Genomic DNA, 24,302 nt, shown 5'->3' with positions numbered 1-24,302 from the left:
AATCGAACTTCGACAAGCCTCAGATGATGTTTTCCCACCATAAAATCGAAATTTAGTGGATTCAAAAAAAAGGCCATCAAAAAATTGATGGCCTTTTTAAATTCTATAATCAATTACAGGACAAAGATAGCCTCTAAGAGCTTGTAGAAGATAATAGCGAGTACGGCACCTGCAGGTAATGTGACAACCCAGGATACAACGATCGTTCTAACGACGTTGAGATTCAGTGCTGCAATACCACGTGCCATACCTACACCTAAAACAGCCCCTACGAGCGTTTGCGTTGTAGAAATAGGTAAACCTGAACCTGAGGCAATAACTACCGTTGTCGCTGTTGCTAGCTGCGCTGCAAAGCCACGGCTTGGTGTTAATTCTGTAATGCCGGTACCGATAGTAGACATCACCTTATGGCCCATTGTTGCTAGGCCAACCACGATGCCAAAACCACCGAGTGGTAAAATCCACCACGCTAGCGCTGCTTTTTCGGCAATTTCGCCACCATTTTGCACAATTGATACAACTGCTGCTAATGGACCAATCGCATTGGCTACATCGTTAGAACCGTGCGCAAAGGCCATTGCACAAGCAGTAATGATCATTAAGATACCAAACACTTTCTCTACATTTGAGAAATGCATGTCTTTGTCATTGCTTGGGCTGTAGTTTTGTTTACTGATGTAAATGGCACCTGCAATAGCAACCAGTAGACTGACTACTGACGAAGCAACTAAAGCTTCAGTTGTCGTTAAATGTAAACCTACATGTTTTAGGCCTTTTTTAATTGTAACCATTGCAATAACAAATGTTGTTAAAGCCATGTAGAAAGGCACGTAACGTTTAGCATTAGCAAGCGGATCTTTGGTATCAAATATGAGCTTTTGAATACTCATAAAGGTGACGTAAGCGATGAGTCCTGAGAGTATTGGTGTTATAATCCAACTACCTACGATACCACCTGCTTTATCCCACTGTACGGCTTCTGGACCGACACTGACAACCGCAAAACCGATGATAGCACCAATAATTGAATGTGTTGTTGATACCGGCCAGCCAAAGACTGATGCGATCATTAACCAAGTACCAGCAGCGAGTAGTGCTGCGATCATACCAAACGCTAATGCATCAGGACGGCCTTGTTCTTTGAATACTGCAAGGTCAACAATACCTTTACGAACTGTATCGGTAACTTCACCACCGGCTAAATAAGCCCCGGCAAACTCAAAGATAATCGCGATAAAGATCGCTTGTTTTACGGTCAGTGATTTGGTACCTACAGAGGTCCCCATCGCATTTGCTACGTCATTGGCACCAATACCCCATGCCATATAAAGGCCGAAGACAGCCGCCATAAACAGTAGGTAAGGACCGTATGCTTGAATGATTTCCATTATTTATATACCTATAGTGATCTTAATTACGCGCTAGCATTAGTTCGAGACGTGCGCCAACAGTTTCAGCTTGGTCCGCTAATCCGCCAACCCATTCTAAGATTTTGTAAAGGAACATAACATCAATTGGATTGTAGTTATTTTCAATTTCACGCAGTTTTTGACGAAGTACGATTTGCATTGAGTCAGTATCGTCTTCGATACAATCGAGTTCGTTGATCATGTTTTCAACAAGATCGACTTCGCGGCCTTTAAAGCCTGTTTCTAGTAACTCATCGAGTTCATTAATGGCTTTTTTAGCCTGCGCGGTTGCATCAATGCAACGTTTTAGGTACAGCGTGAAATCATCAGCGATCTCTACTGGTAATTGTAGGTTTCTACCCATGACACGACCGGCGATATCTTTCGCCCGATTGGCGATTTTATCTTGCTGAGTCAGTAGGTCTAGCATATCGGTACGATCGACAGGCATAAAGATACCACGTGGTAGCTTTAAGCGGATTTCACGTTTCAATATGTCAGCATCTCTTTCACATTGTGAGATTTGCTGGCGGATAGTTTCCGCTTTATTCCAATCTTGTTGCGTAGTCGCAGCAAAAAATGGCACAAGTAATTCACAAGTCTCATGCACTTTCGTGATGTGTTCTTGTAACGGGGTAATCGGAGACTTAGCAAAAAGTCCTAAAATTGTATTTACTGGCATAGCCATAATCCATGTATGTGACAATAAGATGACACTTTTGAAGATGTCGGGAATGTTAAACCACTCTCACGAGTTTGCAATATAAAAATTGCCTTATTAGTGATTGAATGAGACCAAAATCAATATATTTTTGTTTTTACGGGAAATCTTATTCGCAAATTAAAGATTTAACCTTAGACAGGTTTTAAAATAATTGGTAAATTTTATACTTTAAAGTGTTAGATATTCTGTTGTATCTGACATTATTTTTATCGTTTATGAGTCTAGCGAGGCCGGATGAGTACGGAAGTTGAAATAAAATTTGTTGCTAAACCACAGGTTAAATCGCAATTAGCCGTGTTATTAGCGGATTATGTGATAATCGAGCAGGCTGTTAAGCCTTTATCTAATACTTATTTTGATACCACGACATCCCAATTTCGTCAGTTTGATTTTGGTTTGCGCACACGTAAAAGTTTAAATTTGTCTGAGCAAACCATTAAGACCGCAGGTATTGTCCGTGGTGGATTACATCAGCGTCCAGAATATAATTTACCATTACAAGGCGATTTTCCGACCTTGCTTGATTTCCCGGCTGAAATTTGGCCAAAAAATACCGATGTTGCCCAGTTACAAATGGATCTTGTGGATTTATTTACCACTGATTTCGAACGTACTATGTGGCATGCTAAATTGCCAAATGGGGCGGAAATAGAAGTGGTTTTCGATCAGGGTATGGCACGCAGTGGCGAACAAAGCTATCCGATTTGTGAAATTGAATTGGAATTAGTATGTGGCGATATTACCGATTTATTTACGTTAGCGCAGAAGATCACGCAATTGGGTAATGTACGTTTGGGTAATGTGAGTAAAGCTAAACGTGGTTATCAACTAGCAGGTTTATATACCCCTAGAATTAAACCGTTGGCGCTAAAAATGCCAGAATTAGAAACTGAAAACTTAAGGGATATATTTTTAACGACATTAACTCAAAGTTATGCGCATTGGCAACACCATGAGCAGCAGTATTTAGAAACCCAAGATATTAATGCCTTGGTTGAAGTTGTGTCAGCGATAGCGCTGATCCAGCAAACGCTACTCAGCTATGTGAATATACTGCCTGAAATCGCGCTAAAGCAAACGGAATTGACTTGGTTACAACAAGAGTTGTCAGCGGTAGATAGTGCGTCACAATTAAAGCAAGCGATGACCAATAATAGACAGTTTATTCGTAAGTTTCCTGAGTATAAACGCATAACCAAAGAATTACAGGCATTACAACATAGTTATATTAATTTTACGGACATTGAAACGTTATTTAATACACCAAGATATGCCAGTATTATGCTGTCTATTAGCCAACTACTGAGCCAAGGCTTAAGCAGTGTAAAACTTGATAGTGCCAATGTACTTTCGTTTGCTAATACGCATTTACAAGCCAGTTGGCAGAGCGTACTTGACTCGTCATTGTCAGCGCCACAACTCGATGCTGATACGTACTTAGTATTACATGCCAAATTAAAGCAAAATTTATTGATAGGGCATTGTTTTAGCCACCATTATTCAACAGATAAGCGTGATAAATTCCGTTTACCTTGGCAGGATATATTACAGGGTATTGATGATTTAGCGGTATTGCAGGTACTCATGGGTGTTGCAAAACAACAGCCAGAAGCAATTGCTAAACAAATCGAAAAGGTATTAGTGCGTAAACAACGTTCGTTATTGGATGCATTAGAGCAAACTCGCCATCAAGCATTAACGATGCGGCCGTATTGGTTGGAAGGATAAAAATATACAATCAGTGGCTGCGGATGTCACTGATTGTTACTCATTTCTTCTCTATAAAACGTGCTATTAATTTGAAAATCTGACAAGATCTTCAATGACTAATTTCTTAATTTCTAACTGTTGCTCTGGTTGTAGTCCATATTTTTCAGCCAGCTCAATATAGTCTTGGTTATTTAAAGATACGGTTAAACGAGGCCTTTTTGGTCGTTTATTAATAGTTAAACCGAGAATATCCCGGATCTGTTCTGACGGGCTTAAATTATTATCTAATGCTGCTTTCCGGATCTTGTATTGGATTTTTTCATCCATATCGAATGCGACTTGCACTGCTTTCATCGCTTTTTGTGATGATTGCCATCTTTCCGGTAATTCACGTGATTTAACCATCTTCAATCTGCCTTGTACTGTGTTTATGCTATTGGCCAGTATCCTGTAATACTGTCATTACCAAGCTGTACGGTCAAGTACACGTCAGTATCGCCGTTATTAAGTACCATTATATCGATTAACTTACTTTCTTTGGCATCATGTAAATGATAAAACTCAAATTGCTGACCTGGGTTTTCATCGGCGTATTTTGAAGGTGCTGCTGTTCTGAAGTCTGTTCTATGGTGATAACCAACGGTGGCGATATCTTGCTGGTAATAATGGTCAGCATGCCAGTCTCCTAACGATACCGGTTGTTCAGTACTTAACTCGGTAAAACCTTCTTCGAATACGTCACTAAATAATTCTAAATCAAATAATTGTGAGACGTCTTCGCGAGTAAGCTCAAGGCTTAACTGGAAATTGTTCTGGTCGTGGCCAGGTAATGATAACCAAACATAGGTTTGTTGCTCGCCTTGCAGCTTAAAGCGCGGGTAATGTTGGTGCTCAAATTCAAGAGTCTCAACAGCTATGACTTCAAATTTTTGTCGGCGTACTTCAGTCGGTAGAGTAAAGCTGTCACTAAACTCGATGATATCACCAATAATTAACTTACTGACGTGGTTGAGCTCCCGGGTTGGGGTTTCGGGTGCGGACTTTTTAAATAAATTTTTGAAGAAACTCATCATGGCTCCTAGGCATAGCAGAATGACAAATAGGAACAGCACGTGTTGCCACAATGACTGCTCCTATTGGGGAATAACTCACTAATTGATTAGTCGTTAAATTTAGCTATTTTGCTTGGCTTTTAAACGCTCTAATACCGAGTTCGCGTTACTTTGCTGTTGGCCAATGCCCGCTTCCGCAAGTTTTGCTTTTAATGATTGGTCGCTGCCTTCAGCTTGTAGTTCATCAGCTGCAAGCATACGATCATCAAAGTCTTGCTGTTTTTGTTTAATACGTTCTAATGAATCTTTCGCACTGAGTAGTTTTGAATTACTTGCGCTAAAATTGTCAGTGATAGCTGATGTTGCTTTTTGCACGCTATCAGTGGTCTTCACCATTGTTAATTGACGTTGATGCTCTGCCAATTGACGCTCACTTTTCTTGACTAAATCTTTTAGTTTTGCAGCGCTGCTCGTGAAACTATCTAAATTTTGCTGTTGTTCGATAACTTGTTGCTCTAGCTGGGCAATTTTTTCAGCTACTTCTAATGCTAGGGCTTCGTTTCCGGCATTTAATGCTTGTACAGCATAACCTTCGTGTTCAGTTAGGTTGGCTTTTACACGCTCCAATTCACGGCCTGATTGCATCTGTTTTGCCATTACATCCGTTAAATTACGTTTAGCATTGGTTAAATGGGTTTGGGCGTCACGAATTTCTTGTTCAAAGATACGCATTGAGTTTGCATCAACAATACCTTCACCTACTTCACGGGCGCCACCACGGATCGCGGTCATAATTTTCTTAAAAATGCTCATAAACTTCTCCTTAGAAGTAGGGGTTAAACTAAATAATCTGATAATTCAGTAATAACTTCGAGACTGTTATCACTTAATACAACTAATTCATGTTCTACATCAGCAATGGTTGATTGCACTGATAATGCGCCGTATACCACGTACATGTTATCGATTTTAGCGAATGATGACAGTGGCATCGGAATGTTAAGTTCTAACATCGCTTCTAGCATTTCGACACGTTTTTCTGTTTTAACTTCGTTTTCGCCCCAGAGATAAGCAATACAAAGAATTTGCTCATCAGTGACAGAAACAAAAATTGGAATTTCTTCACGGCCTTCAACGTCGACACGCAGTACATCAACATCACCGGAAATTGGTGTACAGTCAAATTTATAGCCTGTGTCAGACTTGTCGCCAAGAGCATTCAGATAATTTGCAATTTTATGTATGTTCATCTTGTTCCTTTTTGACATATTATGTCTAAGTGAGGTTAACTTTAAGCCTCGAGACATAATATGTCAAGGGCATAGAACTTATTTATTGTATTTTATATATTATCGTTATCTTATTTTGTCCGATAAATGACCGTAAAGTTCATTGTCTATAATGACTTAGTTACGTTATAGGACTGAGTGTATTTATTATCATAAATAATCTAAAAACACACAGTATTTACAGCCAGCTCGAGATTAAATTAATAACGCTGTGAGGATGAAGGCAATAGAGAGGTTGATTGCCATGTCCATTGTCGCGACACCTATGTTATTTTGTAGGTCAACTTCTTTATTAATATCCACGCCATTAAGAATTAATTTTTTAGCGATGATAGCGAGAATAGTAAAAGCCGTTAGCATGACTAAGCTAAACACCATCCAAGAACCTAAGGTGGTCATGAGATTGGCTGTATCGTAATAAATGTAGTTACTGGCTATCGTCACTGCTATCGCGACACCAATCAAGTAACCCCCGTGGCGCACAGCAACGGCAATATTATTATCGGTAAAGGCTTGCTGCATGGTAGTACCAAGATTACCGCGTGAATAACGGTATTCACGATAGCGGGTCATGACTAACATTAATGTTTGGGAGATCAAAAAACCACTAAATATAGCGATAAAGGTGATAACTTCTAACCCTTCTGCCCAAACTAATGTTGAACGAATTATGATAGCTGTTGCAATTGAAGCGCAGGCATCTACAATCGCCACCGCAACATTACGTTGCGCTATTTCAGTATTTTTATCGAGTAGATTGAGCGATACATGATCATGGATCCAACGACCCAGTTTAATTAACACAAGTCCTGCTAAGCCGTACAGGCTTATACCTAAAATTTCGATTGACAGTGTTGCGGCTTTTTCACCTGTTATCGCCCCAGAAAGTACAATTCCTAAGCCAAAGATAGCCCCGGCCAAACTAATACCAAAGGCAAAGTTATCCCGTTTGGCTAATTCATCGGTGGTATCTATATTATCGACGGCGCCAGTAAAAAATCGCATTGCAGAGAGTAAGGCGAGGGCGATGATGAGGTCGGCGATTAAAAAAAATAACAGTTCAGACGATAAGAGCGTTTCAAAAACAGACATTAAAGGTGGCCTTATTTTGCGATTTTAGCTGCCATAAACTCCCTACTAATGGTAAGTTTACTGGGGTAATTAATATCGGTAAGTAATAGCATGTAAGGCTGGGTGTGTCTATATGTGCATGCTTGATATAAATCGTTTAATTAATTGGATCACAAGTCTTAATTATATGGATGTCATTTATGAGTACTGAATGTCAAATTGTAGGTGTATTAGCTGATACGGGTGGTATTTATTGGCAACGTTGGTGCGAGCGAAACGCGAGCGACTTAGCCCTGTTGACAGCAGTACAAATTAGCCAGAGCCAACGGATATTTTCGTTAAGTGATTTTATTGCGGAAAGTTGTATTAATAATACCGATCTATTACGTGATATTTGGCAATCAGGCTTACTCGCTCAAGCATCACGTACTACGCTGGTGGAATCGCAGTTAGCGAGTCAACTTGCTGCTTGTGATTCAGAACCTGCATTGCTGCGTACTATTCGCCAATTTCGCCGTTTTCATATGTGTATTATCGCGTGGCGAGAGTTATTACAAGATGCAACGCTAAGTGAAAGTTTAACCCATACCTCCCACCTTGCTGACTGTTTAATTGAAGGCGCTCTAGAGTGGTTATATCAACTGCAATGTAAAGAGCAAGGAACCCCGGTTAATCACGACGGCGCTAAGCAGCAACTAGTAATCTTAGCCATGGGGAAATTGGGTGGTGGTGAACTCAATTTTTCATCCGATATAGATCTTATTTTTACGTATCCAGAAACCGGTGAAACCGTTGGTGCGGGACGTACTGTTGTGAATCAGAAATTCTTCCAACGTTTAGGTCAGCGGCTAATTGCGGCTTTACACCAAGTCACCGCAGATGGTTTTGCTTACCGCGTTGATATGCGTTTGCGTCCGTTTGGTGATTCAGGTCCATTAGTCATGAGTTTTAATGCGTTTGAAGAATACTACCAAAACCAAGGTCGAGATTGGGAACGCTATGCCATGGTAAAAGCTCGTGCTTTGGGTGGTAATGCTGAAACCAGAGTTGAACTGGAAAAAATACTTCGTCCGTTTATCTATCGCCGTTATGTGGATTTTAGTGCCATTGATGCGCTGCGTAATATGAAAGCCATGATTAAGGCAGAAGTGCGTCGTAAAGGATTAAAAGATAATATTAAGTTGGGTAGTGGTGGTATACGTGAAGTGGAGTTTGTGGCGCAAACGTTCCAACTTATTCGCGGAGGTCGTGAACCGGTACTACAAATAAAATCATTGTTAGCGACGCTTAAAGTCTTGCAGTCACTGGGAGAAATATCAGCAGAAAGCTATACCGTACTCACCGAAAGTTATTGTTATTTACGCCAAGTTGAGAATATTCTGCAACAAATTAATGATGCGCAAACCCAAACTTTACCGCAATCAGAATTGGATCGTAGCCGCTTAATTAGCGTGTTAGGTTATGCTGACTGGAATAGCTTTTATGTTTATATCAATCAAGTGATGGCGAATATTCATTCCGAATTCAGTCTGGTGATTGGTGGTGATGACGATGATAATGAAGAATCACAACCTGCGTTAGATTTATGGCATTTAGAACTATCAACAGATGAAGCAATAACTTTGCTTGCAGAATATGGTCTGGCGGAACAAGATGCGCAAAACTTTGTTCGAGATTTAAATCATTTTAAGACTGACTACGAACGTAAAACAGTAGGGCCTAGGGGTCGACAAACGATTGAAAAATTATTACCTAAATTGCTATTTTCGATCTTAAAATCGGATGATCCTGTTGCGTTATTACCGCGTATTATTGCCTTGTTATGTAAAATTTTAAATCGTACTGCTTATTTAGAATTGTTAGCCGAGAATGACTTAGCGTTAACACAGTTACTACGTTTGTGTGGGGCAAGTTCGATGGTGGCGAAACAGCTGTCGAGTCACCCCATTTTATTAGACGAGTTATTAGTGCCGTCACACTTATATCACCCAACGCCATTGCATGAATATCGTAGTGAGTTGCGCCAATTTATGCTGCGAATTCCGGAAGACGATCACGAACAGCAATTAGAAGCGCTACGCCAATATAAACAGACTCAATTATTACGTATTGCGGCTGCGGATATCGGTGGTGAGTTAGCGTTAATGAAGGTGAGTGACCATTTAACATGGTTGGCGGAGGCTGTGATTGATAATGTGGTCAATCTAGCTTGGCAACAATTAGAAGAGAAGCATGGCGTTCCTCACAATGTGGTTGAAACGGGTGAAAAAGGGTTTGCTGTTGTCGCCTATGGTAAGCTTGGTGGTATCGAATTAGGTTATGGTTCGGATTTAGATCTGGTGTTTATCCATAATTGTGAAGCCGCAGGCGTGACCAACGGAGCCAAAGTGATCGATAGCCGTCAATTTTATTTGCGCTTAGCGCAACGGATTATTCATATCTTTAGTACCCGTACTAGTACTGGTATTTTGTATGAAGTTGATATGCGTTTACGCCCATCGGGTAGCTCTGGTGTACTTGCTTGTCCGGTATCTCGATTTTTGGATTATCAATGTAAAGAAGCGTGGACCTGGGAGCACCAATCATTAGTGCGTACCCGTATCGTCTATGGCGATAAGCTGATTCAAAGTCGTTTCACTGAGGTTAAACGTAGTATTATAGCCAAACCGCGTGATACTACAGAACTGAAAAAGCAAGTGGTCGAAATGCGTTTGAAAATGCGAGAGCATTTGTTAAAAGCCAATGCTGACCAGTTTGATATAAAGCAGTCAGAAGGCGGCATCACAGATATCGAATTCATGATGCAGTATATTGTATTGAATCATGCTGCGCAGATGCCTAAGATCCAGTTGTGGCCTGATAATGTCCGTATTATTAGCCGTTGTGTGGCAGAAGGGTTAATGACTGAGGAGTTAGGCGCGAGCTTAACATCGAGCTATTGCCAAATGCGTGATGAAATCCATCGGCTTAATTTATTAGGCAAGAAGGGAGTTGTTGCGAATAGTGAATTTGTTGCACAACGTAAAGTTGTTATTGATTACTGGCAACAGTTGTTTGCACTGTAGTTAAATAAAAATCCTATTGATGCCCACATTACAGTGTTTTATCAATAGGACTTTATTTTGTTATGTAACCGATTACTTATACAAGCTCGGTTCACCTTCCGGACGCGTTTTAAAGCGGCGATGTAACCACATGTATTGTGGCACTTGTTCTAAAATAGATTTTTCGCATTCTTTATTACAGATAGTGGCATCTTTAACTTCGTCGCCCGTTGGGAAGTTCTCCAATGGTGCGCGAATGGTTAACTTATAACGACCATCTGGAAAGCGACAAGAAGACGCAGGGTAGGTTTTTGTATTATTCCCCGAGGCGAAAAGCGTGGTGCCAGTAATAGTACAGGCTTTTTCAACCGCAAAAAATGGTACAAATACGCTTCGACGAGGACCATAATCATGATCCGGTGCATACCATAATGGCTCACCTTCATCGAGTACGCGTAACATGCCTTTGATATCGCGGCGGTCAAGTAATCCTTTATTTGAAAGTGTGCGACCACGGCATTGTAAGTATTCCATTAATGGGTTTTTATTTGGGCGATAGATAGCATGGGCCGGTCGTAATAAACCAAAAATACGTGCCGACATTTCCAGCGATAAAAAGTGACCCCCTAGTATTAGCATACCATTACCGTCAGCTTTTGCTTGGTCGATATGCTCCTGACCTTCGATCACCATATTCTGCTTAATGCGCCAATCTGGCCAGAACCAGGCATTAGCAGTATCAACAACCGCTAAACCGGTATATTCGAAATTTTCTTTTGCGAGTGCTTTAATTTCGCTGTCAGATTTTTCTGGAAAACTTAAAGCCAGATTTTTTTGTGCTGTTTTTAAACGGCCGGGTAATATTTTAGAGACCAAGCGGCCTAAAGCCCGACCAAATACGCTTTGCGCTGTATTCGGTAGCAAAGAGATAAACCATAATAAAGTTGCCGCGAACAACAACGACCAGTTTTTAGGGTGTAAAAAACTGAGTTTAAATTTCGTGTTTTCTTTGGTAACCATCGGCTTGGTGGTTTTACTTTTATCTGTCATGAAAAATTCTCATTAATACGAGTTAACTCTATTTGCATTTATAAGTGATTGATAATTACATGTTAATAGATGCATGTTGAGCTGGTATATGCGATTTCAGATACAAAAAAGACGACACTGGTGGTCGCCTTATCGTTCTGTATTACGTTTTAATTTAGTATTGTGCTTCTAACCCAGCATTAACTAAACTTATATCCTCAGCGTTCAAGGTACCAGCGGCTTGTTTTAACTGTAACATACTAATGATGTAGTTATAACGTGATGCTGATAATGATTGCTTCGATTGATATAAACTTTTCGTTGCATTTAGCACGTCAATAATTGTACGTGTACCCACACCAAAGCCAGCTTGCGTTGCTTCTAATGCACTTTCAGATGATTTAACTGTTTGCTCGTAGGCCTTGATAGAACTTAGCGCGGCCGTCACGTTGTTATAATAAGTACGAATTTTTGTTTGTACTTCACGGCTTGCTTTGGTTAATTGTTCTTGGCTGGCTGTGACTTGATAAACGGCTTGTTTTTCTGCTGACGTTACTGCGCCACCTGTGTATAACGGCATGCTAAATTTGATACCCACATTACCTGAAGACACAGTATTTTCAGCGCCTGCACCACCATTGTTATTATCATTGCCATAATCCGTATATTTAGCACCGGCATTTGCGACTAAGTTCAATGAGATGTTATCAGTAGAGTTCGCTAAATCGACATTACCTTCTGCAATTTGCTTCGCAATACGTTGGATCTGGATTGATAAATTTTGGTTGTTAGCAATATCTAACCAATTATCACGCTGACCATTGGGTGCTGTAGGGCTAAAACGCGCAGTATTCAGTGGTGAAATATCGGTATGCGTTAAACCAGTGATTTCGGTTAACGACTCGTAGCTATTTGCGAGGGTATTTTCAGCGTTAATGACTTCTGCTACTGATAAATCGAAGCTTGATTGTGCTTCTAATACGTCAGTTTTGTCGGTTAGACCCACATTGTAACGTTGGGTTGTCTGTTCTAGTTGACGTTCTACCGCTTCTTTATTACGGTTAGAAAATTCTAAGGTATCATTGGCGCGGAGTACATTAAAGTAAGCATTCGATACGCGTAAGATAAGACCTTGCAGCTCGGCTTGAACGGCAAGTTCACTTTGCTCTGCTTGTTTAGCGGCTTGGCTAACATTAATGAAATTACTTTCTTCATATAATGACTGCGTTAAACCAATACCTACATTACCAGTTAAGGCGTTACCATTAGAGCTTGAATCTGTTCGATAATCGCTTGTCACTGTGTAACCCAGATCTGCACTTAAACTGATTTTTGGTAAGTTCGCTGCTTCTTGTTCTGTAATTCGTTCTAGTGCTGCATTGCGATTTGCTTGCGCTTCTAAATATAGTGGATCTTTGGTCAGAGCTTGTTCAAATATTTGTTGTAAATTATCTGCACTTGCTGAATTTGCAAAAAATGCCAGACCGCAGGCTAGAAGAATTTTATTAAACTTCATTGGTGGTTACCTTAGTGTAAATAGTTGCCGTTATGAATTTGCATAACAATAAGTAATGATAACTGCTTAGTCAAACTAATAATTATCCAAATAGAGATAGTTAGATTTATCGGATGTTTTAATTTTATACTAGGTGTTATCTCGAAGCTCGAGTTTTAAACGTTGAATCAATGCTTATATGGCATTATTAGTATATTTACTAGGTATCGTGCCTAAACCCCAGCTGCCAATATGGTATTCACCGTAACTAGTTATTATCATTATATTTTAGGATATGTAAATGAAAAGTCGAAAGTTAGAAATAGAATCCGAGTATGATATTACGGATATTGAGATCATAAACAAGCAGCAGGTTTTTAATGGTTTCTTTAAAATAAACACCTATACCTTTAAACATAGGTTGTTTTCGGGTGATTGGAGTGGTGAGATTACGCGAGAGGTTTTTGAACGTGGTAATGCTGCGGCAGTCATCCCTTATGATGCAGCGCGTGATGAGGTGGTATTGATAGAACAAATTCGCATCCCTGCTATTGAATCCAGTACGCAACCTTGGTTACTGGAATTAGTGGCTGGTATGATAGACAAACAAGGTGAAGACTCTGCCGAGGTGGTTAAACGCGAAGCCGAAGAAGAAGCTGGGCTAACTGTTGGCCGCTGTGATTTTATCATGCAGTTTTTTGCCAGCCCTGGTGGTACGAGTGAGGCGATTGATCTGTATATCGGTGAGGTCAACAGCAGTACTGCTGCAGGCGTTCATGGTTTAGAGAGCGAAGGTGAAGATATTCGCGTGCATGTGGTGAGTCGAGAAACTGCTTATAATATGGTGCAAACTGGGCGAATAAATAACGCATCGACTATTATTGGTATCCAGTGGTTACAATTGAATTTTGAAACATTGCAAAAGTCTTGGCTCTAGGGCTACAATACCTAATATATTTTAGGCTAAGTTGTTTGAATCTCTCATTATGTTACCGGTTTCTTATTCGAAATCGTGGAAGTGTGTGCTGGACAGCAGATTTATCATGTCCTATTAGGTATCCTTTAATAGTCTTAAGGATCTTTCAATTAGACTTGCTGATATGTCGTTACAATCAGTGTAGTTACTATTCGACATTACTAGGCAACATATTAAAGGACAAGGGTTAAAGATTATTGTGGGCGCGGACATTTCTAAATTAACAGCAAAGCATAACGTCATTAATTTATTACAAGTGACGGATACTCATTTGTTTGCAACTGCTGAGAAGGATCTTCTTGGCGTTAAAACACAACAGAGCTTTAGCCATGTTATTGATGCTATTCTGCAGAATCAACAACCGTTTGATGCTGTGCTTGCCACGGGTGATATTTCCCAAGATAACAGTATCGCTTCTTATCAATACTTTGCTCAGCATATTAAACGTCTAGACAAACCTTGTTATTGGTTACCTGGTAATCATGACAATATTCCTCTCATGGCTGATGCATTAAAATCTGAAGGCGTATTGTCGGATAAATATAAAGTTGTTGGCGACTGGCAGATTATTTTATTAGATTCGCAATTAACGGGCTCACCGTCAGGTTATTTATCGCCTGAGCAGCTGACATTACTTGACGAGCAACTTAGTTTACATCCAGATAAGTATGCATTGGTGGTATTGCATCACAATACTTATCCTGTGGGTTGTAAATGGTTAGATCAACATATTTTGCGTAATCCTGAGGCATTTTTAGCGGTGTTAGCGAAACACCCTAAAGCACGACATGTGTTATTTGGACATGTGCACCAGCAGTTAGACGAGACTTATGATGGCATTCACTTTATGGCGTCTCCGTCTACTTGTTTCCAATTTAAACCACATTGTGATGAGTTTACTCTTGATGCGAGAGCGCCTGGGTGGCGTTATTTACAACTGCACAGTGATGGGACTGTTAATAGTCAGGTTTGGCGTTTGTCTAATCATGATTTTAATCCCGATCTTGAGTCGAAAGGTTACTAACAATACTGGTAGAGGTAAATGAACAAATGGCTTCCACGCTACTACTCTATTTGCACGGTTTTAATAGTTCACCAAAGTCGGTGAAAGCACAGCAAATGGAAGATTATCTTTCATTACACCATCCCGATATAACGATCGAAATACCGAATCTTTCACCTTACCCTCAAGATGCTTGGCTACAGATAGAACAACTTATTTCAGCTTACCCTGCGCATCAGCTTGGGGTGGTAGGCAGTTCACTCGGGGGGTATTATGCGACCAAAGTTAATCAACAATTTCACTGTCCAGCGGTGATTATTAATCCCGCAGTAAAGCCCTATGAATTGCTCGTAGATTATTTAGGTGAGAATACGAACCCTTATACCCAAGTTAAATTTAATTTAGCTCAGCAGCACATTGATGAGCTACGGGCATTGGATTGTTCGGAATTAGTTCACCCTGAAACGATCTGGGCACTGTTACAGACCGATGATGAAGTGTTAGACTATAACCAAGCAACAACAAAATACGAAATGGCGAGATTGACAGTAGAGCAGGGAGGCGATCATGCTTTTATTGGATTTGAACGTTACCTTAGCGATATTTTAACCTTTCTTGCATTCAAACCGATGTAACGAACAGCATAAAAGAAACTCATGACTCAAGAATATAATGCGGGCTCGATTGAAGTCCTAAATGGTCTCGAACCAGTACGTCGTAGACCCGGTATGTATACCGACACAGTACGCCCTAATCACCTTGGCCAAGAAGTTATTGATAACAGTGTTGATGAAGCGTTAGCCGGTCATGCGCAAAACATTACTGTTACCTTACATGCCGATCAGTCGCTAGAAGTCAGCGATGACGGTCGTGGTATGCCTGTGGATATTCACCCAGTGGAAGGCGTGAGTGGTGTTGAGCTGATTTTATCTAAGCTACATGCGGGTGGTAAATTTTCGAACGATAGCTATCAATTTTCTGGTGGTCTACACGGCGTAGGTATTTCGGTTGTAAATGCGTTATCTAAACGTGTAGAAATTACCATTAGACGTGGTGGCCAAATTTATCAAATCGCGTTTGAGCATGGCGATAAAGTGTCTGAACTCGAAGTGATTGGCACCATTGGTATCCGTAATACCGGTACTAAAGTACATTTCTGGCCAGATGCGAGCTATTTTGATTCGGGTAATTTTTCGTCTAAACGTTTGATGCATAACTTACGTGCGAAAGCGGTATTGTGTCCCGGTTTAAACATTAAATTTGACGATAAAGTAAATAAAGAAAAACATGTATGGTGCTTCGAAAAAGGCCTGCAAGACTATTTAATGGAATCGTTACAGGGATGGGCAACATTACCCGAAGCGCCGTTTGTCGGCAGTTTTTCGTCTAATAATGAAGCGGCTGATTGGGCGGTTATTTGGCTACCTGAAGGTGGTGAATCAGTTACCGAAAGTTATGTTAACTTGATCCCAACTGCGCTTGGCGGTACCCACGTGAATGGTTTACGCCAAGGTTTACTCGATGCCATGCGTGAGTTCTGTGAATTCCGTAGCTTATTGCCACGCGGAGTGAAGTTAACGCCGGATGATATTTGGGATCGTTGTTCTTATATCTTGTCGGTTAAAATGCAAGATCCACAATTTGCTGGGCAAACCAAAGAGCGCTTGTCATCACGTCAGTGTGCTGCATTTGTTTCTGGTGTGGTTAAAGATTCGTTTTCATTATGGTTAAACTCAAATACAGACTTGGCTGAATTATTGGCTGATTTGTGTATTAACAACGCCCAGAAACGCTTAAAAGCTAGTAAGAAAGTGGCGCGTAAGCGTGTGACGAGTGGACCTGCATTACCGGGTAAATTAACCGATTGTTCGGGTCAAGACCCTATGCGTTCAGAACTGTTTTTAGTGGAAGGTGACTCTGCTGGTGGCTCCGCAAAACAAGCGCGTGATCGTGAGTTTCAAGCTGTCATGCCACTGCGTGGTAAGATCTTAAATACCTGGGAAGTTGATTCTGCCCAAGTACTTGCTTCAGAAGAAGTTCATAATATTTCGGTGGCGCTGGGTATTGACCCTGACTCGGATGATATTTCTGGTTTACGCTACGGTAAAATCTGCATCTTAGCCGATGCCGATTCCGATGGTCTACACATTGCGACCTTGCTATGCGCTTTGTTCTATAAGCATTTTAGAGCCATGGTTGAAGCTGGGCATGCGTTTGTCGCTATGCCGCCGCTATACCGTATTGATATTGGCAAAGAAGTTTTTTATGCATTAGATGAATCTGAAAAAAACGGTATTATCGACCGTATCGAAGCTGAAAAAAAACGCGGTAAAATCAACGTGCAACGCTTCAAAGGGTTGGGTGAAATGAATCCGTTACAATTGCGGGAAACCACCATGGATCCTAATACTCGTCGTTTAGTCCGCTTAACGATTGATAATGCAGACGAGACATTTTCAATGATGGATATGCTACTCGCTAAAAAACGTTCTTCTGATCGCCGAACTTGGTTAGAAGACAAAGGTGATATGCTCAGCGATAGCTAGTGTTGAATACATCACTAGCTATCGCTTATTAACACTCATTATCCTCAGAACTACAACTTAGTCCTGAGGATAAAATTCCCACCAAAATAAATTTAAACAATCTTCCTTCACGATATAACTAAGTCCTCGTCTATTTTTGAGTTTTGCCCACCTATCACGTTTGTAGGGATTATACGTAGGTGTAACCTAGGTTTTGGGCTTTGTTGCACTTAGTTACACTAGGTTACACTAAATTGTTAAAAATGAGGGTATATTCGCTAAATATGACTGGTTGTAACAATAGTTATAATAATAGTCGTAACGATTCTCAATTTCGTTAAGCAATTTACAGTAATTTATTAGGCGAATATTATTTACGTTATGAAAAATCTTACCTACAGCGACTCCAATCTGTCTTCTGAATACAAGAGCATATCTTCAGCATTGGCATGCTCGGCACTGCTTTTGAAGTTATCGGGAGCTAAGGAAAAGCCCTGCGAAAAATTTGATGGCAGTTTATCTTTTAAAAAGGCTGTTAAGCAGTTTGCAAGAACCAATAACGTTAACTTAGCGCTTTCTAAATTAACGCTGAGCAAAATTTCCCCAGAAATGTTACCGCTATCATTCAGGAGCCGTGCTGGTTTGTTTGTTGTGTTGGCTAAAATGTCTTCAGAGCAGGCTTTGATCCAGTCCCCAGAGGCTTCAGAACCGATGCTGTTGAGTATCGAAGAGCTGCAAACACAGTGGGGAGGAGAAGTGATACTTTTACAAGGTGCTGCTCTGCGTTTCGATATATCTTGGTTTATTCCTGAGTTTGTTCGCCACCGTAAACTACTTGCCGAAGTTTTACTATTTTCATTGATGTTACAGTTGATCGCTTTAGCCACACCTCTTTTCTTTCAAGTGGTTATGGATAAGGTTCTGGTTCATAACGCTTTGTCTACCCTAGATGTATTGGTGGTGATATTGGTTATTATTAGTATTTTTGAAGTGGTATTAAAAGGGATGCGAGAATACCTGTTTGCGCATACCTCCAACCGTATCGATATTGAACTTGGCATTAAACTGTTTCATCATTTACTGGGTCTGCCGCTCCTTTATTTCAAACAGCGTCAAGTTGGAGCTATTATTACCCGTGTTCAGGAACTTGATAGTATTCGTGACTTCCTGACAGGCTCGATGCTAACCCTTTGCGTCGATGTTATGTTTACTTTTGTTTTTTTCGGTGTGATGGCCTGGTTGTCGCCGCTGTTGACCTGCATTGTATTAGCAAGTCTGCCTTTTTACTTTGTCTTGGCCTGGCTTAGCACTCGCCCTCTGCAGGAACGCATTGAACGTCAGTTTCAGACTTCGGCGATGAATACTTCATTTTTGAATGAGTCAGTCAGTGGTGTAGAAACCATTAAGAGCTTAGCGGTAGAGCCTAGCATGCAAAGGCGTTGGGAATCGCAGACTCAGGAAATGGTTAAAGCTGGTTTTCAGACTCAGATATTAAACGGCGTGATTAGCCATGTAGTCACACTGCTTCAGAAAGTAACCGGAGTGGCTGTTATATGGGTTGGGGCGAATCAGGTTATGTCATTAGAACTGACTATTGGTCAGTTGATAGCATTTAATATGATGACCTCACATGTTAGTCAACCGATTGCCAAGCTTGTTGAGCTTTGGCAACAGTTTATACAGACCCGCGTTGCTGTCGATAAGCTGGGGGAGATGCTGAACTTGCCGATGGAGCAAGATCAGGGAAGTGAAGTTCCTACTTCTGTACTTTGTGGAGAATTACGGATGCAGAATGTTTCTTTTCAATATCAACCTGATCTAGCTCCCGTGCTGTGCGATATAAACCTACATATCAAGGCTGGTGAAAGCCTGGGTATTGTTGGTCCCTCGGGATCTGGAAAGTCGACGCTGACACGTCTGTTACAAAAGCTTTATACCCCGCAAAGTGGCAGTATTCTAATCGATGGTATGCCACTGCATAGCTTAGCTCCTGATTACCTGCGAAGCCAGATAGGCGTAGTGTTACAGGATAATTACTTGTTCAACCGCAGTGTCCGTCACAACATTGCGATAAAAGATCCCAGCGCTAGTTTAGAAGATGTGGTGGCGGTGGCTAAGTTAGCAGGGGCGCATGATTTCATTTTACAACTTCCGCTTGGCTACGACACTATTTTAGCGGAAGCGGGCAGCTCATTATCAGGTGGGCAGCGGCAACGGGTCGCTATTGCTCGAGCGCTAATGGCTAAGCCTAAAATTCTTATTTTCGATGAAGCAACGAGTGCGCTTGATGATGAATCGCAGGCGATTATTCAGGAGAATATGCAAGAAATATCCCGCTATCGTACCGTTATTATTGTTGCTCATCGGTTATCTACAGTACGTCATTGCGACCGTATTATAACCTTAGAAAAAGGCCATATTACTGAGTCTGGCAGTCATCAACAATTATTAGCGCTGAAGGGATGTTACGCCCGTTTATGGCAAATGCAGCAGGAATTACGCAAGGAAACAAACTCATGTTTATCAAATACTTAAGAATAATTCGTCAGGCGTTAAAATCGCAACGTAACGAGGCTAATGATATTAAGCGTTCTCGTGATGAATATGAATTTCAACCTGGCTACTTAGAAATTGTAGAGCGTCCACCTGCGCCTTGGACACGACGTACGGCATTGGCATTGACACTGCTACTTCTGCTGACACTGATCTGGTCGGTAATTGGCAGGCTGGATATCCATGCCAGTGCTGCTGGGCGTTTATTGGTCTCTAGTAATTCTAAAGTGATTCAGTCAATTGAATCCGGTGAAGTGGCTGCTATTAATGTCCGTGATGGTCAGCGGGTAACAAAAGGGGATGTGCTGATTGAACTTAATCCTATTGGTATTAAAGCGGAGATTCAGGAGATACAGGAGCGGTTAAATTTTAAAAATTTAGAGCTAGCCCGTTTGCAGGCGCTATTGAGTGATGAGCCCCTAAGCCGTTTTATTGTCCCTATGGGAGCTAGCCCATTACAGGCCAAAATTGCACGCGCCCACTTACGTAGTGAATGGTCTGAAGTTGAGTCGAATATAGAGAGTCTTAACGGCGAAATAGGCGTTAATTTGGCTAATCAGCAAGCGCGTAGAAGTGAAATTACAGAGCTAGGAGAACTGGCTGCGAATATTAAAAACCGACTAGATGCACAGCGTTCTTTAGCAAAAAATGATCTGATCCCGCGAATGGTATTGTTGGAACAGGAAAGAGAAAAATTAGAAATAGACAGATCCTTATCACAGCAACACGCAATGATTGATGTGCTACAGGCTGAATATAAAAGTAAAAAGGAACAGCGCAGCGGCTATTTGGCAAAAGTCCGCCGTGAATATTATGACAAGCTTAATGAAGTGCAGGCTTCAATTGCAGTTATGGAACAGCAGCTGATTAAGTTATTGGAAAAGTACCGCCAGCAGAGTCTACGTGCACCGGTCAGTGGTGTTGTACAGCAACTGGATATGCACACCCTTGGTGGGGTTGTAGAGGCAGCTAAACCGCTGATGATTATTGTACCTGACGATGCAGTGTTAGAAATTGAAGTGAAGATCCTTAATAAAGATGTTGGTTTTGTACATAGCGGTCAGGATGTTGAAATTAAGATCGATTCTTTTCCTTATACACGTTATGGAACGATCTCTGGCAAAGTGGCTTATGTGTCTAGAGATGCTGTTGAAGATGAGAGACTCGGTTTAGTTTTCCTCGCTCGCGTGAAGATCACGCAGCGTACTATTCTGGTTGAAGATGAAGAGGTGCCACTGCAGGCTGGTATGAGTGTCAATGCTGAGATCCGAACTGGTGATCGGCGAGTGATCGATTATCTGCTTAGCCCCCTGCAGCAGTATCAGTCTGAAGCGATGAGGGAACGCTAATGGGTGCTATCAAAAAATTTACACCAGAGCAAAATATACCTGCTAAAGATCCCGGTCTGGTTGCTCTAAGTAGAGCCGCCGCCCAATTTAAATTATCAGTGGATGTCGGACAATTGGCTCATCAGCTGGGACGTAGTGAAGGGCTCGCTGACAGTATAGACTTATGTCGTTGTGCACTTTGGATTGGACTACGGGCCCGCCAAAACTACAGCACGATGGACAGACTATCGGCGTTACCTTTACCTGCATTAATGCTGACTGCACAGGGCTGGATGGTATTGGAAAAGGTTGACGGTGACAGGTTGACTGTGTTTATACCGGATCAAGCTGACTGCCATGAGTATTCGCGGCTGGAATTCAGTGAGTTATGGCAGGGAGAGTTAATACTGCTTGCTGAAGCGTTAGATGTTCCTAAAAAAACAAAATTTGGTTTGGCTTGGTTTGTGCCGTCAATTCGTAAGCATACCTCGCAGTTTCGTTATGTGCTGCTGGTGTCTTTAATGCTGCAATTAATTGCATTGGTTACGCCACTATTGTTTCAGAATGTTATCGATAAAGTGTTGGTTAGTCGTAGCCTTTCCAGTTTGCAGGTACTCGGTATTGCGATGCTTGCGTTGGCAGTATTTGAGCCTATTTACGGTTTTTTTCGGGCTTGGTTGTTTGCCAATCTTGCCAGCAAAACGAATTCTGAGTTATCCAGCCGCCTTTATCAGCATCTGATTACTCTACCGCTAACTTATTTTCAGCAACGTCAGACTGGTGAAATTATTGCGCGAGTGCGGGAAATGAGCCAAATTCGTCAATTTTTAACTGGTTCTGCGTTGAGCATGGTGTTGGATCTCGCCTTTGTTGGGATATTTTTGGCCGTCATGTTTACTTATGCTGCCAAGCTAACTTTACTCGTGAGCGGAGCTCTGGTGTTGTACTTTATTTTTTGGTTGTTGGTCGGGCCGGCGCTTCGCACTAGGGTCACAAGAGAATATGAGTTAGGGGCTGATAATACCGCCTTTTTGATTGAATCTGTTACCGGCATTGAAACGATTAAAACCACTGCTACTGAGTTATCTTTTTTACGCCAATGGGAGCGCCAGTTGGCCAGCTTTGTACGGGCTTCTTTTCGAGCCAAAGTGGTTGGAATACTGGCCGGACAAGGGATCGGACTGATTCAAAAATTGACTTCTGCATTAGTGCTGTGGTGGGGCGTCACTTTAGTAATGGAGGGATTGTTAACTCCTGGAGAGCTGGTCGCATTCAATATGTTGGCGGGCAATGTTACACAGCCGATTCTGCGTCTTGCGCAGATCTGGCAGGACTTTCAGCATACTTTGATTTCACTGCGTCGCATCGGCGATATTCTTGACGAAGATACGGAACAGGGCAGTGGCGGTTTGGCATCTGTGCCTAAACTGGCTGGTGGGGTGAGCTTTAGTGGTGTGCGGTTTCGTTATCATTCCGATGGTCAGGAAGTCTTGCGTAACCTTAATATTGATATTAAACCTGGTGAGTTTATCGGGATTACAGGACCGTCTGGCTCTGGTAAATCAACGCTGACACGACTACTACAACGTCTCTATATTCCTCAGCACGGGCAGGTGTTGGTTGATGGTATTGATTTAGCTATTGCAGATCCTGTGGCTCTGCGCCGGAATATGAGTGTTGTACTGCAAGAAAGTTTACTTTTCTCTGGGAGCATTGCTGAAAATATCCGCCTTTGCAGTCCACTTGCGAGTGATGCAGAAGTTATGCAGGCCGCATCACTTGCTGGTGCTGACGAGTTTATCCGGGAACAAGCGGAAGGTTATAGCGCACAGGTCGGCGAAAAGGGCGGGCGCTTATCTGGGGGGCAGCGTCAGCGGATTGCGCTGGCTAGAGCACTGCTTACTAACCCGAGAATTTTACTACTTGATGAAGCGACCAGTGCCTTGGATTATGAGTCTGAAGCGGCCGTGATGGCGAATATGGATGCGATTTCTCAAGGACGTACAGTGATCAGTATTGCCCACCGTCTTAATACCCTACGCTATGCGGATCGAATACTTGTACTCGATAAGGGAGAGATAGTGGAACAAGGAACGCACCAGCAGCTGCTAGATCAGGAAGGCTCTTACGCCAACTTGTGGAGGCTGCAGGTAGCATCGTAGCCTTTTATAGGCTGCAAGTATGCCCTAAGACTGACTTAGAAAAGTAGCCTAGGGTAATTTTAACTTTAAAAAGAGAATAAATTTATGACTGAGAATTTTGTACAGACAGTATCAAGTGTTAACTATAATAAAGGCATTTTTTCATTGTATTTTGTTGGCCAAAATCAACAGAGTATGTCTAATGGTGTTATGGCTGAAAATGATGCTGATCTGGAATTGAAGCAAGTTGTACATATGCCAGCCACCGGGTTTATGTATATGGTTTCTATGGTTAAAAACATGCTTGAAGATCCGCGCATGGCTGCCGAGTTTGACAAGCTAGTTGCGGCTGGTTTTTTACCAACAGATCCAGCTCTGGAAGAATCTGGGGAGGAGTCTGAAATCGTGTCAGCTGCATCGAAAAAGAAGACTGCACGTAGCAAAAAATAACATTAAGAGGTTGATATATGAATATAAATTATCAACCAGAAGAGCTTGATGATTCAAAAATGCAGGCGATGATTGGTGGGGTTATGCTGTTGAGCCAGCACTCTCCTCTACATCAGCATTATGTTGTTGCTGAATGGCAACAACGTATTATGCCTGCTTTTGAGTTGAATCAGTTTTGCTATTACGAAGATGAGCAAGGCCGCCCAATTGCTTTTTGTAATTGGGCGTTTTTATCTGAGCAAAATAGAGATGAGCTACTTTCTGGAACAAGAGAGCTTTTGCCCTCCGATTGGCGTTCTGGCGAGCATATCTATATCCCAGAAATGATAGCCCCGTTTGGGCATGGGCGTCAGATTGTCAACGATCTTCGTCGTCGCGTGTTCTTACCATGGAAAGGACAAAAAGTATGTACTGTCCGCGGTAAGTTAAATATAAAAACTAATCAATGCATTCGAAGTGTGCAGTGGTTTTCAATTTGAATTAATATTTGAGGTATTGTTTTT

Annotated in this window: 20 protein-coding genes; 11 read left to right on the top strand and 9 right to left on the bottom strand. The window is 41.6% G+C overall.

The annotated features are described in order from the left end of the window. Positions 1–113: 113 nt before the first annotated feature. Positions 114–1,388, bottom strand: a complete 1,275-nt coding sequence (locus BT797_RS12035; protein ID WP_045112028.1) for an inorganic phosphate transporter — start codon at positions 1,386–1,388, stop codon at positions 114–116. A 22-nt stretch (positions 1,389–1,410) separates the two neighbouring features. Beyond that, positions 1,411–2,091 (bottom strand): TIGR00153 family protein, encoded by a 681-nt coding sequence (locus tag BT797_RS12030; protein WP_045112027.1) that lies wholly within the window; start codon positions 2,089–2,091, stop codon positions 1,411–1,413. A gap of 276 nt (positions 2,092–2,367) precedes the next feature. On the opposite strand from BT797_RS12030, the gene BT797_RS12025 reads away from it, so the two are divergent. Further along, positions 2,368–3,861 carry a CYTH domain-containing protein gene (locus BT797_RS12025; RefSeq protein WP_075472222.1) on the top strand — a complete coding sequence of 498 codons (1,494 nt, stop codon included), beginning with the start codon at positions 2,368–2,370 and terminating at the stop codon, positions 3,859–3,861. A 66-nt stretch (positions 3,862–3,927) separates the two neighbouring features. Here the strand turns inward: BT797_RS12025 and BT797_RS12020 are convergent, their stop codons facing one another. The 5 genes from BT797_RS12020 to BT797_RS12000 all read right to left on the bottom strand — a co-directional run bounded on the left by BT797_RS12020 (position 3,928) and on the right by BT797_RS12000 (position 7,276). Further along, positions 3,928–4,248 (bottom strand): hypothetical protein, encoded by a 321-nt coding sequence (locus BT797_RS12020; RefSeq protein WP_045112025.1) that lies wholly within the window; start codon positions 4,246–4,248, stop codon positions 3,928–3,930. Positions 4,249–4,271: 23 nt separating this feature from the next. After that, positions 4,272–4,913 carry a hypothetical protein gene (locus BT797_RS12015; protein ID WP_075472221.1) on the bottom strand — a complete coding sequence of 214 codons (642 nt, stop codon included), beginning with the start codon at positions 4,911–4,913 and terminating at the stop codon, positions 4,272–4,274. Positions 4,914–5,015: 102 nt separating this feature from the next. Next, on the bottom strand, positions 5,016–5,708 hold the full coding sequence (locus BT797_RS12010) for a PspA/IM30 family protein (protein WP_045112023.1): 693 nt from the start codon (positions 5,706–5,708) through the stop codon (positions 5,016–5,018). Between the two features lie 23 nt (positions 5,709–5,731). Continuing rightward, positions 5,732–6,145, bottom strand: coding sequence for a YjfI family protein (locus tag BT797_RS12005; protein WP_045112022.1), 414 nt, complete (start codon positions 6,143–6,145; stop codon positions 5,732–5,734). A gap of 234 nt (positions 6,146–6,379) precedes the next feature. Then, a complete protein-coding gene (locus BT797_RS12000; protein WP_045112021.1) occupies positions 6,380–7,276 on the bottom strand; it encodes a DUF350 domain-containing protein in 897 nt (298 codons plus the stop codon). 179 nt (positions 7,277–7,455) lie between these two features. On the opposite strand from BT797_RS12000, the gene glnE reads away from it, so the two are divergent. Then, entirely contained in the window at positions 7,456–10,320 is a 2,865-nt protein-coding gene (glnE, locus tag BT797_RS11995) for a bifunctional [glutamate--ammonia ligase]-adenylyl-L-tyrosine phosphorylase/[glutamate--ammonia-ligase] adenylyltransferase (protein WP_075472220.1), read from the top strand. A 72-nt stretch (positions 10,321–10,392) separates the two neighbouring features. On the opposite strand, the gene lpxL is transcribed toward glnE, so the two are convergent. Both lpxL and BT797_RS11985 read right to left on the bottom strand, forming a co-directional pair. Next, complete coding sequence (lpxL, locus tag BT797_RS11990; protein WP_082276054.1) at positions 10,393–11,349, bottom strand: LpxL/LpxP family Kdo(2)-lipid IV(A) lauroyl/palmitoleoyl acyltransferase; 957 nt, start codon at positions 11,347–11,349, stop codon at positions 10,393–10,395. A gap of 154 nt (positions 11,350–11,503) precedes the next feature. After that, entirely contained in the window at positions 11,504–12,844 is a 1,341-nt protein-coding gene (locus BT797_RS11985; protein ID WP_075472219.1) for a TolC family outer membrane protein, read from the bottom strand. A 280-nt stretch (positions 12,845–13,124) separates the two neighbouring features. Here BT797_RS11985 and nudF point away from each other — a divergent pair, with 280 nt between their 5' ends. From nudF to rtxC, 9 genes are all read left to right on the top strand, one after another. Next, positions 13,125–13,760 (top strand): ADP-ribose diphosphatase, encoded by a 636-nt coding sequence (gene nudF, locus BT797_RS11980; protein ID WP_045112018.1) that lies wholly within the window; start codon positions 13,125–13,127, stop codon positions 13,758–13,760. A 238-nt stretch (positions 13,761–13,998) separates the two neighbouring features. Then, the gene (gene cpdA / locus BT797_RS11975) at positions 13,999–14,823 is read left to right on the top strand and encodes a 3',5'-cyclic-AMP phosphodiesterase (RefSeq protein WP_075472218.1); all 825 of its coding nucleotides are present in this window, start codon (positions 13,999–14,001) and stop codon (positions 14,821–14,823) included. 26 nt (positions 14,824–14,849) lie between these two features. Then, complete coding sequence (gene yqiA, locus BT797_RS11970; RefSeq protein WP_045112016.1) at positions 14,850–15,437, top strand: esterase YqiA; 588 nt, start codon at positions 14,850–14,852, stop codon at positions 15,435–15,437. Positions 15,438–15,458: 21 nt separating this feature from the next. After that, entirely contained in the window at positions 15,459–17,348 is a 1,890-nt protein-coding gene (gene parE / locus BT797_RS11965; protein ID WP_045112015.1) for a DNA topoisomerase IV subunit B, read from the top strand. Positions 17,349–17,708: 360 nt separating this feature from the next. Then, complete coding sequence (locus tag BT797_RS11960) at positions 17,709–19,862, top strand: peptidase domain-containing ABC transporter (protein WP_082293701.1); 2,154 nt, start codon at positions 17,709–17,711, stop codon at positions 19,860–19,862. After that, positions 19,844–21,229, top strand: coding sequence for an HlyD family type I secretion periplasmic adaptor subunit (locus BT797_RS11955; protein WP_045112014.1), 1,386 nt, complete (start codon positions 19,844–19,846; stop codon positions 21,227–21,229). Before BT797_RS11960 ends, BT797_RS11955 begins: the two co-directional genes overlap by 19 nt. Next, positions 21,229–23,370 (top strand): type I secretion system permease/ATPase, encoded by a 2,142-nt coding sequence (locus tag BT797_RS11950; RefSeq protein ID WP_075472217.1) that lies wholly within the window; start codon positions 21,229–21,231, stop codon positions 23,368–23,370. Before BT797_RS11955 ends, BT797_RS11950 begins: the two co-directional genes overlap by 1 nt. Before the next feature lie 84 nt (positions 23,371–23,454). After that, positions 23,455–23,799: a protein RtxH gene (gene rtxH, locus BT797_RS11945; RefSeq protein WP_075472216.1), complete on the top strand. Its 345-nt coding sequence runs from the start codon at positions 23,455–23,457 to the stop codon at positions 23,797–23,799. Between the two features lie 17 nt (positions 23,800–23,816). Further along, the gene (rtxC, locus tag BT797_RS11940) at positions 23,817–24,278 is read left to right on the top strand and encodes an RTX toxin-activating lysine-acyltransferase RtxC (protein ID WP_045112011.1); all 462 of its coding nucleotides are present in this window, start codon (positions 23,817–23,819) and stop codon (positions 24,276–24,278) included. The last annotated feature ends 24 nt before the right edge of the window (positions 24,279–24,302 follow it).

It is taken from the genome of Moritella viscosa, assembly GCF_900120065.1.
Taxonomy (GTDB): domain Bacteria; phylum Pseudomonadota; class Gammaproteobacteria; order Enterobacterales; family Moritellaceae; genus Moritella; species Moritella viscosa.
Note: the sequence above shows the minus strand (reverse complement) of the source record. Positions and strands in the feature narration are given on the sequence as shown.

Excerpts from the sequence above, each read along its gene's own strand:
- BT797_RS12035 (WP_045112028.1), bottom strand. The coding sequence starts at position 1,388 with ATGGAAATCATTCAAGCATACGGTCCTTACCTACTGTTTATGGCGGCT.
- BT797_RS12030 (WP_045112027.1), bottom strand. The coding sequence starts at position 2,091 with ATGCCAGTAAATACAATTTTAGGACTTTTTGCTAAGTCTCCGATTACC.
- BT797_RS12025 (WP_075472222.1), top strand. The coding sequence starts at position 2,368 with ATGAGTACGGAAGTTGAAATAAAATTTGTTGCTAAACCACAGGTTAAA.
- BT797_RS12020 (WP_045112025.1), bottom strand. The coding sequence starts at position 4,248 with ATGGTTAAATCACGTGAATTACCGGAAAGATGGCAATCATCACAAAAA.
- BT797_RS12015 (WP_075472221.1), bottom strand. The coding sequence starts at position 4,913 with ATGAGTTTCTTCAAAAATTTATTTAAAAAGTCCGCACCCGAAACCCCA.
- BT797_RS12010 (WP_045112023.1), bottom strand. The coding sequence starts at position 5,708 with ATGAGCATTTTTAAGAAAATTATGACCGCGATCCGTGGTGGCGCCCGT.
- BT797_RS12005 (WP_045112022.1), bottom strand. The coding sequence starts at position 6,145 with ATGAACATACATAAAATTGCAAATTATCTGAATGCTCTTGGCGACAAG.
- BT797_RS12000 (WP_045112021.1), bottom strand. The coding sequence starts at position 7,276 with ATGTCTGTTTTTGAAACGCTCTTATCGTCTGAACTGTTATTTTTTTTA.
- glnE (WP_075472220.1), top strand. The coding sequence starts at position 7,456 with ATGAGTACTGAATGTCAAATTGTAGGTGTATTAGCTGATACGGGTGGT.
- lpxL (WP_082276054.1), bottom strand. The coding sequence starts at position 11,349 with ATGACAGATAAAAGTAAAACCACCAAGCCGATGGTTACCAAAGAAAAC.
- BT797_RS11985 (WP_075472219.1), bottom strand. The coding sequence starts at position 12,844 with ATGAAGTTTAATAAAATTCTTCTAGCCTGCGGTCTGGCATTTTTTGCA.
- nudF (WP_045112018.1), top strand. The coding sequence starts at position 13,125 with ATGAAAAGTCGAAAGTTAGAAATAGAATCCGAGTATGATATTACGGAT.
- yqiA (WP_045112016.1), top strand. The coding sequence starts at position 14,850 with ATGGCTTCCACGCTACTACTCTATTTGCACGGTTTTAATAGTTCACCA.
- parE (WP_045112015.1), top strand. The coding sequence starts at position 15,459 with ATGACTCAAGAATATAATGCGGGCTCGATTGAAGTCCTAAATGGTCTC.
- BT797_RS11960 (WP_082293701.1), top strand. The coding sequence starts at position 17,709 with ATGAAAAATCTTACCTACAGCGACTCCAATCTGTCTTCTGAATACAAG.
- BT797_RS11955 (WP_045112014.1), top strand. The coding sequence starts at position 19,844 with ATGTTTATCAAATACTTAAGAATAATTCGTCAGGCGTTAAAATCGCAA.
- BT797_RS11950 (WP_075472217.1), top strand. The coding sequence starts at position 21,229 with ATGGGTGCTATCAAAAAATTTACACCAGAGCAAAATATACCTGCTAAA.
- rtxH (WP_075472216.1), top strand. The coding sequence starts at position 23,455 with ATGACTGAGAATTTTGTACAGACAGTATCAAGTGTTAACTATAATAAA.
- rtxC (WP_045112011.1), top strand. The coding sequence starts at position 23,817 with ATGAATATAAATTATCAACCAGAAGAGCTTGATGATTCAAAAATGCAG.